Origin of the sequence: Metabacillus idriensis (assembly GCF_050483325.1) — a bacterium.
Classification (GTDB): Bacteria; Bacillota; Bacilli; order Bacillales; family Bacillaceae; genus Bacillus_P; species Bacillus_P idriensis_A.
This window is the reverse complement of record NZ_JBCMYF010000008.1, coordinates 46,857-62,126: the sequence shown is the minus strand read 5'-3', so window position 1 is coordinate 62,126 and position 15,270 is coordinate 46,857. Positions and strand designations below refer to the sequence as shown.

17 protein-coding genes are annotated in these 15,270 nt (G+C 41.8%); all 17 read right to left on the bottom strand.

The features are described 5' to 3' along the window. Window positions 1-22: 22 nt before the first annotated feature. Window positions 23-556, bottom strand: a complete 534-nt coding sequence (lepB, locus tag ABEQ24_RS05115) for a signal peptidase I (protein ID WP_133311082.1) — start codon at window positions 554-556, stop codon at window positions 23-25. A gap of 132 nt (window positions 557-688) precedes the next feature. Continuing rightward, window positions 689-1,033 carry a 50S ribosomal protein L19 gene (gene rplS, locus ABEQ24_RS05110; protein WP_029281375.1) on the bottom strand — a complete coding sequence of 115 codons (345 nt, stop codon included), beginning with the start codon at window positions 1,031-1,033 and terminating at the stop codon, window positions 689-691. A 165-nt stretch (window positions 1,034-1,198) separates the two neighbouring features. Continuing rightward, window positions 1,199-1,930 carry a tRNA (guanosine(37)-N1)-methyltransferase TrmD gene (gene trmD / locus ABEQ24_RS05105; RefSeq protein ID WP_430005762.1) on the bottom strand — a complete coding sequence of 244 codons (732 nt, stop codon included), beginning with the start codon at window positions 1,928-1,930 and terminating at the stop codon, window positions 1,199-1,201. Further along, entirely contained in the window at window positions 1,927-2,451 is a 525-nt protein-coding gene (gene rimM, locus ABEQ24_RS05100; protein WP_430005761.1) for a ribosome maturation factor RimM, read from the bottom strand. The genes trmD and rimM overlap by 4 nt, the downstream gene beginning before the upstream one ends. Window positions 2,452-2,462: 11 nt before the next feature. Beyond that, window positions 2,463-2,843 (bottom strand): YlqD family protein, encoded by a 381-nt coding sequence (locus tag ABEQ24_RS05095; protein ID WP_430005760.1) that lies wholly within the window; start codon window positions 2,841-2,843, stop codon window positions 2,463-2,465. Between the two features lie 92 nt (window positions 2,844-2,935). Continuing rightward, on the bottom strand, window positions 2,936-3,166 hold the full coding sequence (locus ABEQ24_RS05090) for a KH domain-containing protein (protein ID WP_223442256.1): 231 nt from the start codon (window positions 3,164-3,166) through the stop codon (window positions 2,936-2,938). Window positions 3,167-3,177: 11 nt separating this feature from the next. Continuing rightward, entirely contained in the window at window positions 3,178-3,450 is a 273-nt protein-coding gene (rpsP, locus tag ABEQ24_RS05085) for a 30S ribosomal protein S16 (protein WP_070877225.1), read from the bottom strand. A 94-nt stretch (window positions 3,451-3,544) separates the two neighbouring features. After that, window positions 3,545-4,888 carry a signal recognition particle protein gene (ffh, locus tag ABEQ24_RS05080; protein ID WP_070877224.1) on the bottom strand — a complete coding sequence of 448 codons (1,344 nt, stop codon included), beginning with the start codon at window positions 4,886-4,888 and terminating at the stop codon, window positions 3,545-3,547. Between the two features lie 12 nt (window positions 4,889-4,900). Beyond that, entirely contained in the window at window positions 4,901-5,233 is a 333-nt protein-coding gene (locus ABEQ24_RS05075) for a putative DNA-binding protein (protein ID WP_139149128.1), read from the bottom strand. Window positions 5,234-5,955: 722 nt separating this feature from the next. After that, window positions 5,956-6,945, bottom strand: coding sequence for a signal recognition particle-docking protein FtsY (gene ftsY / locus ABEQ24_RS05070; RefSeq protein ID WP_430005759.1), 990 nt, complete (start codon window positions 6,943-6,945; stop codon window positions 5,956-5,958). Between the two features lie 14 nt (window positions 6,946-6,959). Then, a complete protein-coding gene (gene smc, locus ABEQ24_RS05065) occupies window positions 6,960-10,526 on the bottom strand; it encodes a chromosome segregation protein SMC (RefSeq protein ID WP_430005758.1) in 3,567 nt (1,188 codons plus the stop codon). A gap of 199 nt (window positions 10,527-10,725) precedes the next feature. Continuing rightward, window positions 10,726-11,457 carry a ribonuclease III gene (gene rnc / locus ABEQ24_RS05060; RefSeq protein WP_191556393.1) on the bottom strand — a complete coding sequence of 244 codons (732 nt, stop codon included), beginning with the start codon at window positions 11,455-11,457 and terminating at the stop codon, window positions 10,726-10,728. Between the two features lie 99 nt (window positions 11,458-11,556). Further along, window positions 11,557-11,790 carry an acyl carrier protein gene (acpP, locus tag ABEQ24_RS05055; RefSeq protein WP_070879146.1) on the bottom strand — a complete coding sequence of 78 codons (234 nt, stop codon included), beginning with the start codon at window positions 11,788-11,790 and terminating at the stop codon, window positions 11,557-11,559. 93 nt (window positions 11,791-11,883) lie between these two features. After that, on the bottom strand, window positions 11,884-12,624 hold the full coding sequence (gene fabG / locus ABEQ24_RS05050; protein ID WP_430005757.1) for a 3-oxoacyl-[acyl-carrier-protein] reductase: 741 nt from the start codon (window positions 12,622-12,624) through the stop codon (window positions 11,884-11,886). After that, window positions 12,624-13,568 (bottom strand): ACP S-malonyltransferase, encoded by a 945-nt coding sequence (fabD, locus tag ABEQ24_RS05045; protein WP_430005756.1) that lies wholly within the window; start codon window positions 13,566-13,568, stop codon window positions 12,624-12,626. Before fabD ends, fabG begins: the two co-directional genes overlap by 1 nt. A gap of 3 nt (window positions 13,569-13,571) precedes the next feature. Further along, window positions 13,572-14,582 (bottom strand): phosphate acyltransferase PlsX, encoded by a 1,011-nt coding sequence (plsX, locus tag ABEQ24_RS05040; RefSeq protein WP_430005755.1) that lies wholly within the window; start codon window positions 14,580-14,582, stop codon window positions 13,572-13,574. Beyond that, window positions 14,566-15,165, bottom strand: coding sequence for a transcription factor FapR (gene fapR, locus ABEQ24_RS05035; RefSeq protein WP_070879142.1), 600 nt, complete (start codon window positions 15,163-15,165; stop codon window positions 14,566-14,568). Before fapR ends, plsX begins: the two co-directional genes overlap by 17 nt. Window positions 15,166-15,270: the final 105 nt, after the last annotated feature.

Genomic DNA, 15,270 nt, shown 5'->3' with positions numbered 1-15,270 from the left:
AACACGGGCTGCCGCATGAGCATTACTTAACAAATCGGATATCATTTAATGGCCAGTAGATCAGGCTGGTTTGACCCATAACCTCATCTTTTGGCACCGGGCCGATATGGCGGCTGTCTTTGCTGTATCTGCGGTTATCCCCCATTACAAACAGCTGGCCTTCCGGAACTTCTTCAACTGTAAACGGTTCTGTTAAAGGTCCGTCAATCAGCGTATTTTTATACTCATCTAAATAAGGCTCAGCGTAGGCTTTTCCATTAATATAGAGCGTATCATCACGGTATTCTACACGGTCACCGGGAAGTCCGATGACTCTTTTGATGTAATCCTTTTCCTCTGTTGCATGAAACACGACAATATCAAACCGCTCGGGTTCACCTATTTTGTAGCCAATTTTATTAACAATCATGCGGTCCTGATCGTGCAGGGTAGGCATCATGGACAAACCATCCACAACAATTGGTGCAAATAAGAAATAACGGATAACAGCTGCGAGTATTACTGCAATAGCGAGTGCTTTGATCCATTCAAACAACTCGCTCTTTTTTCGGGTCATCTTTATAGTTCACCTTCTTATACACGTTTTTGTCATGAATCTTTTATAGTCGGGCTGCGCAGAGCCATTGTTTGTTTACATTAAGAAAAAAGGGCTTGTTCAAAGTAGACAAGCCCTTTTAGGTACGATCGATTATCGAATTTCTTTAATACGAGCCGCTTTACCGCGTAGTTCGCGCAAGTAGTAAAGTTTCGCACGGCGTACTTTACCGCGACGGATAACTTCTAACTGTGCGATTTTAGGTGTGTGAACTGGGAATGTACGCTCAACGCCTACCCCATAAGAAATTTTGCGAACTGTGAAAGTTTCGCTGATTCCACCACCACGACGCTTAATGACAACACCTTCAAAAATCTGAATACGCTCACGAGTTCCCTCAACAACTTTAACGTGTACACGTACAGTGTCTCCAGGACGGAAAGCAGGAAGATCAGATCTTAATTGTTCTTTAGTGATATCTTCAATTAGTTTTTGCATCGTTTTCAACTCCTTCCAACAGATGCTCATTACAAAATAGATCATGCAGCGGAACACCGTTTTAGTGTGGATAGCGCCAAATGCCTTTCAAGGAAAAACACTTTATAGGCAACTAAATCACAAGAAACATCATATCATATCAATACAGCTCACGCAATACTGCATTTAACCTTTTTTAAATTCTTCTATCCACTTTTTCTGCTTGTCTGTTAAATCGAAGGAACTGAGCAGATCAGGTCTTCTGCTATAGGTCCTCCGCAATGATTCTTTTTCACGCCATTCATCAATTTTAGCGTGATTGCCGGAGATTAATACATCCGGAACCTTCATGCCGCGAAAATCAGATGGACGGGTGTAGTGAGGATGCTCCAGGAGCCCTGTACTGAAAGAATCAAGCACAGGAGAGTCCTCATTGCCCAAAACGTCAGGAAGCAGCCTGACGACACTGTCTGCGATAACCATCGAAGCTAATTCGCCGCCAGTAAGGATAAAATCTCCAATAGAAATTTCATCCGTTACTAAATGCTCTCTGATTCTCTCATCATATCCTTCATAATGTCCGCAGATAAAGACCAAATGCTCTTCCTTTGCAAGCTCCTCTGCTTTTCTCTGGGTATACGTTTCACCCTGAGGACATACGAGAATAATTTTAGGAGCAGATTCTCCTTCTTTTTGAATATCCTCTACAGCGTCGAATATAGGCTGCGGCTTCAGAACCATGCCCGCTCCTCCGCCATATGGATAGTCATCCACAATTGAGTGTTTATGGTCAGAGTAATCTCTGAAATTGGTTACTTTAAAGCTGACGGCACCTTTTTCTTCCGCTTTTTTCAAAATGGAATTGCCGATCACTCCATGAAACATTTCCGGAAAGAGAGTTAAAAAGTCAATTCTCATTCGTCAATTAGTCCTTCCATAAGTGAAATAACAATGCGCTTTTCTTCAACATCAATCTCTTTAACAACATCATCAATAAAAGGAATTAAAGCATCTTTTTTATTTTTTCTTTTGACAATCCAGACGTCGTTCGCCCCTGTTTCAAGAATTTCTTTAATCGTTCCAATTTCTTCTCCTTCTTCCGTTAAAACCGTACACCCGATAATTTCGTGAAAGTAGTACTCACCTTCATCAAGATCTGTTAACTGGCTTTCAGGGACTTTAATAAGAGAATTTTTATATTTCTCGACATCATTGATAGAACCATGCCCTTCAAATGTAAGAAGATCAAAGGTTTTATGAAAACGATGTGTTTTAATTTTTACTTCTGCAGGCTCTTTTTGTTCATTTTGAAAGAGATAGAGAACATTTCCTGTCTGATAGCGCTCTTCAGGAAAATCCGTCGTAGATAAAACTCTGACTTCTCCTTTTACCCCATGAGTATTTACGATTTTGCCTACATTAAACCATTTTTCTGACATTCCAATCACCTCTAGCGTATTTCGACAACTATTCCATCTTTAATCACAATTGTCTTTTCTTTTATAAGATCATCCCAGCGGTCCCCGACTTGAATCTCCAGGATGGCATTCATCTCTTTTTCTTTCATTTCGCTTCCAAGCGGCAGAGTATGTAATTGCTGTATTTGAAAATCGGCTATTTTTATTTTATCCATCCGCTTTGATATTTCCCGCTGATATTGTTTGCGCATTTCTTCTGTCTGATTCGTTTTTTCTTTTTTCTTCAGCTGAAAAGCAAGCTGATCAATTTCCCGTTCCAGCTGCTGTTTAGTTTGCATGAAATGATTTAAAAGCTGTTCCCTGCTTGTTTCTGTCAATATTTGTTTGACCGTAACTGTCTGGAAGATTTCCATCGCCATTCCTCCGGTAACCTATTCTACTAACAGCATATCTTAATCACTTTCATTGTACAAAAAAAAGGGAGGTTATACCTCCCCTTTTTTGCTTAATCATTAATTTCCAACTGGACTCTTTTTTTAGAGTTAGATCCTGCTGCGTAGACAACAGTCCGAATCGCTTTCGCTATCCGGCCGTGTTTTCCAATCACCTTGCCGATATCATCTTGATGTAAGGTTAATTCGTAGACAATTTGATGTTCACGTTCATTTTCTACAACAGACACATCTTCAGGATGGTCAACAAGCGGCTTCACGATCGATTCGATTAACTCTATCATCGATTCAGCCCTTACTTGCTGTGTTTAGCGTTATGGAATTTTTCCATAATGCCTTGGTTTGAGAACAAGTTGCGAACTGTGTCAGATGGTTTTGCACCATTTTGCATCCATTTAAGAGCAAGCTCTTCGTTGATGTCAACGATTGCCGGGTTAGCAACTGGATTGTAAGTTCCAACTGTTTCGATGAAACGTCCATCACGTGGTGAACGAGAATCTGCAACTACGATACGATAGAAAGGAGATTTGTTAGCTCCCATGCGTTTTAAACGAATTTTTACTGCCATTTTATAAAGCACCTCCGAAAATATTTCAACAAGATAGTATGATATCAATGAAAAAGCACTTTGTAAAGTGTTTTTTCTTAACACCTAAAAATTGTTACATAAACGGAAATTTCATTCCGCCTTTTTTCTTCCCTTTTGACATGCTCGTCATTTGTTTCATCATCTTTTTCATGTCCTCAAATTGCTTTAAGAGACGGTTTACTTCCGGTACGGTCGTTCCGCTTCCTTTTGCAATCCGCTTTCTGCGGCCAGAGTTGATGATTTCAGGATGCTGTTTTTCTTCCTTTGTCATCGACCGGATGATGGCTTCAACAGAACCAATCTGTTTTTCATCGACTTGAGCATTTTTTAAGCCTTTAATTTTGTTTGCACCAGGGAGCATTCCAAGAAGTTCATCAAGGGGCCCCATGCTGCGGACTTGTCCAAGCTGTTCGAGGAAGTCGTCAAATGTAAACGAAGCCGTCCTCATTTTTTGTTCAAGTTCTTTTGCCTTATCTTCATCCACATTGGCCTGTGCTTTCTCAATCAATGTGAGAACATCGCCCATTCCTAATATACGGGATGCCATGCGTTCAGGATGAAATGCTTCAATTGCATCCAGTTTTTCCCCTAAACCAACAAATTTAATTGGTGTTTGGGTGACAGATCGGATTGATAGTGCAGCCCCGCCCCGTGTGTCGCCATCAAGCTTTGTCAGGACTACGCCTGTTAAGCCGAGCTGATCATTGAAGCTTTGTGCTACATTTACGGCATCCTGCCCTGTCATTGCATCAACGACGAGGAAGATCTCATCAGGTTTAGATAATTCTTTTACCTGCTGAAGTTCATCCATCAGTGTTTCATCAATATGAAGGCGGCCCGCCGTATCAATCAGAACGTAATCAAGATGTTCTTTTTTTGCATGTTCAATCGCCTGCTTGGCAATTTCAACAGGACTTACTTGATCACCAAGGGAAAAGACAGGCATATTCAGCTGTTTTCCAAGTGTTTCAAGCTGTTTGATGGCAGCAGGACGGTAAATATCTGCAGCGACCAATAAAGGATTGCGGTTATGTTTCTTTCGAAGCAGATTCGCAAGCTTTCCTGTAGTCGTTGTTTTACCGGCACCTTGCAGACCAACCATCATAATAACGGTTGGCGGTCTGTTGGCGACGGCAATTTTGCTCTGCTCGCCGCCCATTAAAGCAGTCAGTTCTTCTTTAACAACTTTAATGACCTGCTGGCCAGGAGTTAAGCTTGTCATAACTTCCTGTCCTACTGACCGTTCGCTTACTTTTTTCACAAAATCTTTTACGACTTTAAAGTTAACGTCTGCTTCTAAAAGTGCCAATCGCACTTCACGCATCATTTCTTTTACATCAGACTCCGACACTTTGCCTTTGCCGCGGATTTTTGCGATTGTATTCTGCAGTCGGTCGGCTAATCCTTCAAATGCCATACATGCCGCCTCCTAATCTAATTTCTCCAGCGCCTCAATCAGCGTCAAAAGTGAACGTTCCTGATCAATCTTGAACGCTGCAGCTTTTAATTGTTCAATCAAATGTTGACGCTCTTGAAATTTTTGAAAAAGCAATAATTTGGTTTCATATTGCTCTAACATTGCCTCAGTTCGTTTAATGTTATCATACACGGCCTGCCGGCTAATGTCGTACTCTTCAGCAATTTCTCCCAAGGAGTAATCATCAAGATAATAAAGCGACATATAGCTTTTTTGCTTTGGTGTCAACAACGATTGATAAAAGTCAAACAGATAATTTACTCTCGTTGTTTTTTCAAGCATCACTCAGCGTCTCTCCTTTGTTAAGGGAATTGCCTTTACAAGTCACTAGTTTACAAGCTATAGGTATTGATGTCAAGTTTTTTTCTTAACAGTAATTGAAATGCGGAATCGCCCGTTTAGCTCTGACAGACAGATAAGGATCCGCCAGTAAAGGCGCTTTTTGCCTTTTCTGGCGGATCCGTTCTGGCCGAGGGGCTGGGAGGTGAAGCTGGACACCGAGTTATGCGGAATCGCCCGTTCTGGCCGAGGAGCTAGACACTAGGAAACGCAACAACCTTGAGCAACTCAGAAGCATGCGGCCCAAATCGGCAAATTCTCACTTACTTGCCGCTTTTATAAAAATACTTGAATATCTTCATCATACACTTGAAAAAATAGACATTTTACTTGCCGAAGTTTTAGTTTTACTTGAAAATTTCCAAATTCATCCTAATTATCATTAGATAAATTATAAGACCTGCAAGATAAGGTTCTTTCTAGTTGCTTTTGGCCATCTGATTCAGTCTGTTTAGCTCCTCAGCTTCGATCCCCAATCTGCAGATTCACATTTACTTGCCGCTTTTATAAAAATACTTGAATATCTTCATCATATACTTGAAAAAATAGACATTTTACTTGCCAAATCTTTAGTTTTACTTGAAAATTTCCAAATTCATCCTGTTCCCATGCAAAAAAGCCGCTCCCTCCAGCCGGATAACAGGCTGAAGAGAACAGCTTTCATTCACTTATGCTTCTTCAACTAAATCAGCAAATAAGCCATATACATATTGTTCTGCATCAAATTCCTGCAGGTCATCCATTTTTTCGCCGAGGCCGACAAACTTAACCGGTATGCTAAGTTCATTGCGGATGGCAAGAACGATGCCGCCTTTCGCTGTACCGTCAAGCTTCGTAAGGACGATGCCTGAGACATCTGTCGCCTGAGAAAATTGTTTCGCCTGAACCATGGCATTTTGGCCCGTTGTTGCGTCAAGGACGAGCAGCACCTCGTGGGGAGCGCCTGGAATTTCACGTTCGATCACACGCTTCACTTTTTCAAGTTCTTTCATGAGGTTTACCTTATTTTGCAGACGTCCTGCCGTATCGCATAATAGAACATCTACTTTTCTTGCTTTAGCTGCCTGGACTGCATCAAACATGACAGCTGCGGGATCGGATCCCGCTGACTGCTTAATGACATCCACTCCTGTGCGCTCTCCCCAAACTTCCAGCTGTTCAATCGCACCTGCGCGGAATGTGTCTCCTGCAGCGAGAAGAACGGATTTGCCCTCGTTCTTAAGCTTGTGGGCGAGTTTGCCGATTGTCGTTGTTTTTCCAACCCCATTTACTCCGACGAACAGGACGACGTTTAATCGGCCTTCCTGAATATCAAGTTTTGGGGATTCAGCATCTTCCCCTTGATAGATGTCAACGAGCTTCTCAGAAATGACAGAACGCACATCTTTTGAATCTTGGATGTTGCGGCGCTTTACTTCTGTTTTCAGCTCATCAATCAGTTCCATGACCGTTGATACGCCAACATCGGCACCAATCAAAACTTCTTCAAGCTCTTCAAAAAATTCTTCGTCTACTTTGCGGTAGCGGGCTACAAGATTATTCACCCGTTCTGAAAATGAGACCCGAGTTTTTGTCAGGCCGTCTTTAAATTTTTCCGGTGAAGAATCCGGCTCTTGCTGCTGTGTAAATTTCTCTTTTAATTTTTTAAAAAAACTCATTCAGCTTCTTCCTTTCATCCTGATTGCACAAATTCTTTTGTTTCTTCTAGGCGGACTGAAACCATCTTGGAGACGCCTGACTCCTGCATCGTGACGCCATAAAGGACATCAGCATCTTCCATCGTGCCTTTGCGGTGAGTAATAACGATAAATTGTGTGTCTTTGCTGAATTTCTTCAGATATTGAGAAAACCTGTGGACATTCGCTTCATCAAGCGCCGCTTCGACCTCATCAAGGACACAAAAAGGCACCGGCCGGACTTTTAAAATGGAAAAAAGCAATGCGATTGCTGTTAATGCACGCTCTCCGCCTGATAAAAGACCGAGGTTTTGCAGTTTTTTTCCTGGAGGCTGAGCGACAATATCTACCCCTGTGTTCAGCAGATCATCTGGATTTGTAAGCCTGAGCTCTGCACGCCCGCCCCCAAACAGCGCTTGAAAAACAGATTCAAAATGAGATCTGATTTGGGTAAAGGTATGATGAAATCTCTTTTTCATTTCTTCATCCATTTCGCCAATAACCTGATAAAGAGTGTCTTTGGCTTCTTGAAGGTCATTGCGCTGATCACTCAGAAAATGGAATCGTTCTGAAACCCTTTCATATTCATCAATCGCTCCAAGATTGACCGTTCCAAGCTCTTCAATCGCAAGTTTAATGAGTTTTACCCGCTTGCGTGCTTCAGCTGCATCGAGATCCAGAACATACTTTTCTTTGGCAGCTTCAAAAGAAAGCAAGTATTCCTCACGTAAATGATTCAGCCGATTATCAAGCTCTACATCGAATCGGTTTAATCTGACTTCTTCATCTTTCAGCAGATCTGAAAGCTGCTTATGCTGCCTGTTTAATTCTTTCACTTCCCGTTCAGAAACATCAAGCTGATCCTGAAGTTTCAGGCGCTGATTTCGTCTGACGGAAATCAGTTCAATTGTCTTGTTTTTGTCTTCGCGTTTTTGACGGGCTGTTTCCTCTAATTTTTCTTCACCAGAAAAATTGGAATTCATTTCATCGTGCAGGAAATTCAAATCTTCCCGCGCTTCTGTCAGTTTTTTATGCTGATCATCCAGCTCAAGCTTTGAACGATCTGCTTTTTCAAGCTGATTTTCGAGTGATTGCTTTTTGCTTGCTAATACAACTTTCAAATCGGTTATCTCGTTTTGAACTTCTTCTTTTGAAGACTGCTGAGTTGTTTTTTGTGCAGATAATTCGGCGATAAGCTGATCAAGATTCTTCATTTTCCCCTTTGAAGAATCAAGCTGCAGAGAAAGCTCTTCTTTCCGCTTTATCATTCTGGCCTCTTCAGTCTGATATGATTCTTTTTCGGCATCATAAAGAGAAAGATGATTGTTTACATTCTTCTCGTTCATTTCCATCTCTCTCAGTTCGGAACGGACTGATTGTGTTTCAATCCGAAGCTGCTCTCCTTTTTCTCTTTGAAGTTCAACCTGCTGATCAAGAGCTGAAATCGAGTGCTTCAGAGATTTTACGTCTTCTTCAAGCTGATTTGTTTTGTCGCTCATTTCATTAAATTGCTTATCGATTGTTTCTATTTCGCGGCTTCGGCTTAAGAGAGAATTGTTTTTTTGCTTGACGGCTCCGCCTGTCATCGATCCCCCGGGGTTTACAACATCTCCGCCCACAGTAACGAAGCGAAAACGGTAGTTTAGCAGTTTAGCAAGTTCATTTGCACCCTTTAAGTCTTCTGTGACAACGACTGTGCCGAGCAAATTAGCAACAGCTTTCTGATAGCGGGGGTTAAAAGAAACCAGTTCAGAAGCAATTCCTTTAAAAGCATTGTGGCTTCTCAATGTTTGAAGATCATGCGCTGAAACGGTGCGTTCTTTCATGACAGTCAGTGGCAGGAATGTCGCACGCCCAAATGCATTTTTCTTAAGATAAGAAATTGCTGTTCTTGCAGCTTGTTCGTCTTCAACTACCACATGCTGCGCTGCACCGCCAAGAGCAATTTCTACCGCTGTCTCATATTGCTTGTCCGTTGATATAAGCTCTGCAATCGCGCCATGAATACCTTGAAGCTGATTGCGCTGCTTCAGGACTTCCTTTACCCCCTGGAAAAATCCTGCGTAATCCTCCTGCATGGCCTCAAGCATTTCTTTGCGCGATTTTGTCTGCTGCAAATATTGATAGGCTTGATAAAGTGCCGTTTCTCTTTTTTGATAAGCTGCTTTGTCCTTCTCTAATTTTGCCTGTGCGGCACGGAAGGTTTTAATTTGTTCATCCAGCTGAGCTTCAAGTAAAGAGAGCTTTGCTTCAAGTCTTCTCTTTTTCTCTTCAATCTCATTTCGTTCGTTAATGTACTTTTGATTTGCTTCTTTTAACCGGCCGGTTTTTTTTGTTTGCTGATTCACTTGATCATCTATGTACGTTATTTCATTTCTTGCCTGTGCCTGTGCATTCAGCAAATCAAAATATTCACTTTTTAGAGATTCAATTTTCTCTTCAATGTTCTGATCGTACGTTGACAGCAGTGTTTGTTTCTCCTGAAGCTGCTTTTTAAGATCACTGACTTCTTTTTGGAGCTGTTCCAATAATGCTGACTGGGTTTCCTTTTCATTCAGGAGAGCTGCTGTTCGTTCAGATGCTTCTTCTATTATTTTTTGCAGCTGAGATTTATTCTGATGAGCATTTTTTTTGCGCTCTTTCAGAACTTCTTTGCGGCCTTCAAGCTTTTCTAGGTCTTCGCTTGCAAGAAGCAGCACTTGCTGAAGGTCATTAATTGATTCGTCGAGTGCATGGGACTGATCCCTTGTTTGTTCAATTTCAGCCTCTTTCTTTTGAACAGAGGCAAACAGACTGCTTTCTTGCAGTCTTCCATTCTCAACAGTCTGTGATAAAGATTCCCATTTTTTATGAAGCTCTTCAATTTCATAAACCGTGAGAGCCACTTCAAATTGCTCAAGCTCTTCTTTTTTCTCCAGAAAATCCTTTGCAATCGATGCCTGCATTTTAAGAGGCTCTACCTGGTCTTCAAGTTCATGAAGAATATCTTGTACACGATTAAGATTTTCCTGCGTTTCCGCTAATTTGAATTCTGCTTTTTTCTTTCGTGTTTTATATTTTAAAACACCTGCCGCTTCTTCAAAGATGCTGCGTCTTTCCTCTGCTTTACTGCTGAGTATTTCTTCCACTTTTCCTTGGCTGATGATTGAAAATGCTTCTTTGCCAAGTCCGGAGTCCATAAAAAGATCGACAATGTCTTTCAGCCGGCAAGACTGATTATTAATATAAAAGTCGCTTTCACCAGATCTGTATACTCTTCTCGTAACCGATACCTCATGATAATCGATCGGCAGAAACTGATCCTCATTATCAAGAGTGAGCGTAACCTCCGCCATATTAACGCCTTTTCTTGAGTCGCTTCCGGCAAAGATAATATCCTCCATTTTCGTTCCCCTGAGCGACCTTGCCGACTGCTCGCCAAGCACCCATCTTATAGCATCGGTAATATTGCTTTTCCCGCTGCCGTTTGGTCCGACTACAGCGGTCACGCCTTTTACAAAATCTACATTCACCCGCTCTGCGAATGATTTAAATCCTACTATATCCAAACGTTTGAGGAACATTTAGGATCCTCCCTACTATTCTTTAAAATCAACCATATTCTATCATAATTCAGGGCAGTTTGTTTAAAAAGATAAAGCCCCTTCCCGCAATCCATGCAGATGCGGGGAATTTCAAATAGAAATCTTGCACGAAACTTTTATTTGAAAACTGCCGGACATAAAGAGAACCCCCTGATATCCGGGGGTTAATTCATTCTTCTTAATGAGGTTTCAGTTTTGTTAAAGCTTCCTGCGCGGCATGCTGTTCAGCCGCTTTTTTTGATTTTCCGTTTCCGGTTCCGAGGATTTCCCCGTTTAAAGAGACAGTCGCCACAAATTCGCGATTGTGTGCAGGGCCTTTCTCCTGAAGAATTTTATATTCCAAGGAACCTTTGCTGTCTCTTTGAACAAACTCCTGAAGCTGACTTTTAAAATCCATCACATGAGAAAAAGCACCATCATTAATTTTAGGAAATACACATTTTTCTAAAAAGGCAACGACAGGATCAAGTCCTGAATCCAAATATAATGCTCCAATAAAAGCTTCAAAAACATCTGCCAGCAGAGCAGGTCTTGCTCTTCCGCCAGTCATTTCTTCACCTTTACCAAGCAGTACAAGCTTTCCAAATGATAATTCATTTGCAAATGCAACAAGCGACGGCTCACATACAATAGCCGCTCGGACCTTTGTTAAATCTCCTTCGCTCATTGTTGGATATTTCTTAAATAAAAACTGAGAAATCGTTAACTCTAAAACCGCATCTCCTAAAAATTCCAGTCTTTCATTGTCCTCGTAAGGCTTTTTGCGATGCTCATTCACATAGGATGAATGTGTGAAGGCTTGATACAAAAGTCTTTCATTTTGAAATGTATGGCCAATTTGTTCTTGAAATTGTTTGAATTCTGCTTTTTTGACAAACGATCTTCTCTCTCTGTAATTCATCTTCGGCATAGGTACCTCCATCACTTAAACAACCGCATCTTTTCTTTTTTATTGCCGTGTTTTAAAAGGGATAAAGCCCCGCTTAAAAACGGGACTTTAAATGCAACATTACTGTTGACTTTGTATGTAGTTCACAGCGTCACCCACTGTTGCAATTGTTTCTGCATCTTCATCAGAAATCTCCATGTCGAACTCATCTTCAAGTTCCATTACAAGTTCTACTACATCAAGGGAATCCGCACCTAAATCGTCTTTAAAAGAAGCTTCCATTTTTACTTCAGCCTCATCAACACCAAGACGGTCAACGATAATTTTCGTTACGCGAGCTAGTACATCTGCCATAACATTTCACCTCCCCTCAAAGTATTATAGTGTATATCCTATTAAAAAACTAGCCGAAATCAGAGAATCCAAAGCAAGACTCAAAATTCTTTTTTACATGACCATTCCGCCATCAATATGAATCGTCTGCCCTGTGATATAGCTGCTTTTATCAGAAGCTAAGAAAGTGACCGCATTTGAAATATCAGATGGCTCACCAAAGCGGGCAAGCGGAATTTGCTTCAGCATTTCAGTTTTTACTTCTTCAGTCAGTTTATCCGTCATATCGGTTGTGATAAACCCGGGTGCGATCGCATTGACTGTAATATTTCTTGATGAAAGCTCTTTGGCAGCTGTTTTTGTTAAACCGATCACACCTGCTTTAGCCGCTACATAATTTGCCTGGCCGGGATTTCCGCTGACACCGACGATCGATGCAATATTGATGATTCGGCCTTGGCGCTGTTTCATCATTTGGCGTGTTACCGCTTTTGTTGTCAGGAAAACACCTTTTAAATTGATGTTGATGACATCATCCCACTCAGAGTCTTTCATTCTCATCAGGAGATTATCTTTTGTTATGCCTGCATTGTTTACTAGTATATCCAGTCTGCCAAATTGCTCAACTGTTGCTTTTACCATAGCAGCAACAGCCTCACTGTCGCTGACGTCTGCCTGAACGGCAAAAGCTTCTCGTCCGAGTGCTTTTATTTCATCGACAACTTCATTGGCTTTCGCTTCGCTTCCTGCGTAATTCACCGCTACATTTGCCCCGTTTTTAGCCAGTTCAAGAGCAATGGCGCGGCCGATTCCTCTTGATGCTCCAGTAACTAATGCTACTTTACCTTCAACCATTATTTGACCTCCCTGAGCTTTTCGATTGCAGCTTCGATTGATGCCAAGTCAGAAACAGCAATCGTGTTTACCTTGCGATCGATTTTTTTCACTAATCCTGAAAGAACTTTTCCTGGTCCGATTTCAACGAAAGTCGTTACACCCTGTTCAATCATTTCTATGACCGATTGCTCCCATTTAACTGGAGAAAACAATTGTTCAACGAGCAGGTTCTTTATGTCTTCACTGTCCGTTACAGGCGCTGCTGTAACATTTGCCACTACAGGCACAGATGCATCTTTAAGGCTGACTTCATCAAGTATGCCTTTAAACTTATCTGCAGCAGGCTTCATCAGCTCTGAATGGAACGGACCGCTTACATCCAGCGGAATTGCTCTTTTAGCGCCATTCTCCTTCGCTAAAGCTGACGCCTTTTCTACACCTTCTGCCGATCCTGATATGACAATCTGACCAGGGCAATTTAAATTCGCCAGCTGCACAGAGAAGCCATCGCTTGTGATTTGTTCTGTCACTTCACGCAGATCATCTGTGTTCATTCCAAGAATTGCCGCCATCGCACCTACTCCTGCAGGAACTGCTTCGTTCATATATTCTCCGCGTTTTCTGACAGCATATACAGCATCTTCAAATGAAAGGACTCCGCCTGCTACGAGTGCCGTGTATTCTCCAAGACTGTGTCCGGCAACAAAATCAGGCTGAATTCCGCTTTCTTTGAATTTTCCCAAAACAGCGATGCTTGCTGTTAAAAGAGCAGGCTGTGCATTGTATGTCAATGTCAGTTTTTCTTGCGGACCTTCAAAGATAATGTCAGTAAGCTTAAAACCAAGCTTTTCATCTGCAGCTGCAAACACACTGCGTGATGCTTCCACTTCATTAAATAAATCTTTCCCCATGCCGACAGTCTGTGATCCTTGACCGGGAAAAATAAAGGCAAGTTTACTCATATTCTATCTCCTCTCAAGATTCCGAACAGAGTTCGTGTTCTCAATTGTTTGCTGTATCGTCTTGCAGACATCATTGTTTACCATTTCACGCGCCTGGCGGATTGCATTATATACAGCGTTAGGGTCTGAAGATCCGTGTGCTTTTATAACAGGAGCTTTCAGCCCGAACAATCCGGCACCGCCGTATTCAGAATAATCCATTTTCCCTTTGATTTCTTTTAATTGCGGCTTTAATACAGCAGCTGCAAGTTTTGATTTCAGATTGCTGGTTAAAGCTGACTTCAGCATTTTAAATACGGAGAGTGCCGTTCCCTCTACCGTTTTTAAAGCTACATTTCCGGTAAATCCGTCTGTTACGACAACATCTGCTGCACCGTCGAGCAAATCTCTCGCTTCAACGTTTCCAATAAAGTTAAGATCAGATTCTTTTAATAACTGAAAAGCTGCTTTTGTCAGTTCATTTCCCTTTTTGTCCTCTGTGCCGACATTCAGCAATCCTATTCTTGGATTTGCAAGTCCGCGGACCTTTTTGGCATAAATAGAGCCCATGATCGCATATTGCTGCAAATGCTCAGGCTTTGCATCCACATTTGCCCCGACATCAAGCATGAGGAATCCCTGCCCTTCAATCGTAGGAAGTGTCGGCGACAATGCAGGGCGTTCAATCCCGTCAATTCTGCCGACAATAAATAGACCGGCTGTCATTAATGCTCCGGTGTTGCCTGCAGAAATACAGGCATCAGCCTGTCCTTCTTTTACAGCGTTTGCCATCAGCACCATCGATGCATCTTTTTTTCTTCTCACCGCTCTGACAGGTTCATCTGTTCCTTCAATGACGGTATCCGTATGTACAATTGTCATTCTTTCCGGATTAGAAAGATGTTCTTTTATAAGAGCTTCACTGCCGTATAAGGTAATCTCAATATCTTTAAATAGAGTGACAGCTTTCATTGCACCTTCTACGATTGCTTTAGGAGCGTTGTCCCCTCCCATTGCATCAATTGCGATCTTCATTGCTGAAACCTGCCTTTTTCATTGTTTTTGACCGGTACATTTCAAATGTGCCGGAGAAGACCAGCTCCGTTCCGACATAACTGTTTACATCGACCGTGGTTCTTCCTTTGTCTTCATCCATTTTTATCACTTTAGCTTTAGCGATTACTCTCTCTTTTTCTTTAACCTGCCTGGTAAAACGAATATTTGCCTTAGCTGTTAAAGCCAGTTCATCATCTATGACCGCAACTGCCAGTGAATTCGCCTGTGCAAACAAATGATGGCCGCGGGCGATTTGGTTCCGGACAAACACGTGCTCTTTTTTCACTTCAAAAATAGAAATGGCAGAGGAATCCAGATCAAGGTCGATGATTTCGCCGATTACTTCTTCTAAAGGAAGTGATTTCACTTCATCATCAAGCTGCTTGACGGCTACATGCTTAATCCGTTCGCGAAGTTCCGGAATAGAAAGCTCAAGGCGGTCAAGCCTGATTGTCTGTATGCTGACACTGAATTTATCTGCCAGCTCTTCGTCAGTAATAAAAGGTGTTTCATTTATAGTCTGCTGCAGCATTGACTGCCGCTCTTTTTTTGATTTTCTCATTTAGTCTGACACCGTCCGCACTCTTAAGACTAGGTACTAATAGTAGTATATAATCAAATAAAGCAGATTGCAAGGTCCAAATGCAATCTGCTTTCTCTAATGTAG

Coding starts and splice junctions, on each gene's coding strand:
- lepB (WP_133311082.1), bottom strand. CDS start 556: ATGACCCGAAAAAAGAGCGAGTTGTTTGAATGGATCAAAGCACTCGCT.
- rplS (WP_029281375.1), bottom strand. CDS start 1,033: ATGCAAAAACTAATTGAAGATATCACTAAAGAACAATTAAGATCTGAT.
- trmD (WP_430005762.1), bottom strand. CDS start 1,930: ATGAGAATTGACTTTTTAACTCTCTTTCCGGAAATGTTTCATGGAGTG.
- rimM (WP_430005761.1), bottom strand. CDS start 2,451: ATGTCAGAAAAATGGTTTAATGTAGGCAAAATCGTAAATACTCATGGG.
- ABEQ24_RS05095 (WP_430005760.1), bottom strand. CDS start 2,843: ATGGAAATCTTCCAGACAGTTACGGTCAAACAAATATTGACAGAAACA.
- ABEQ24_RS05090 (WP_223442256.1), bottom strand. CDS start 3,166: ATGATAGAGTTAATCGAATCGATCGTGAAGCCGCTTGTTGACCATCCT.
- rpsP (WP_070877225.1), bottom strand. CDS start 3,450: ATGGCAGTAAAAATTCGTTTAAAACGCATGGGAGCTAACAAATCTCCT.
- ffh (WP_070877224.1), bottom strand. CDS start 4,888: ATGGCATTTGAAGGATTAGCCGACCGACTGCAGAATACAATCGCAAAA.
- ftsY (WP_430005759.1), bottom strand. CDS start 6,945: ATGAGTTTTTTTAAAAAATTAAAAGAGAAATTTACACAGCAGCAAGAG.
- smc (WP_430005758.1), bottom strand. CDS start 10,526: ATGTTCCTCAAACGTTTGGATATAGTAGGATTTAAATCATTCGCAGAG.
- rnc (WP_191556393.1), bottom strand. CDS start 11,457: ATGCCGAAGATGAATTACAGAGAGAGAAGATCGTTTGTCAAAAAAGCA.
- acpP (WP_070879146.1), bottom strand. CDS start 11,790: ATGGCAGATGTACTAGCTCGCGTAACGAAAATTATCGTTGACCGTCTT.
- fabG (WP_430005757.1), bottom strand. CDS start 12,624: ATGGTTGAAGGTAAAGTAGCATTAGTTACTGGAGCATCAAGAGGAATC.
- fabD (WP_430005756.1), bottom strand. CDS start 13,568: ATGAGTAAACTTGCCTTTATTTTTCCCGGTCAAGGATCACAGACTGTC.
- plsX (WP_430005755.1), bottom strand. CDS start 14,582: ATGAAGATCGCAATTGATGCAATGGGAGGGGACAACGCTCCTAAAGCA.
- fapR (WP_070879142.1), bottom strand. CDS start 15,165: ATGAGAAAATCAAAAAAAGAGCGGCAGTCAATGCTGCAGCAGACTATA.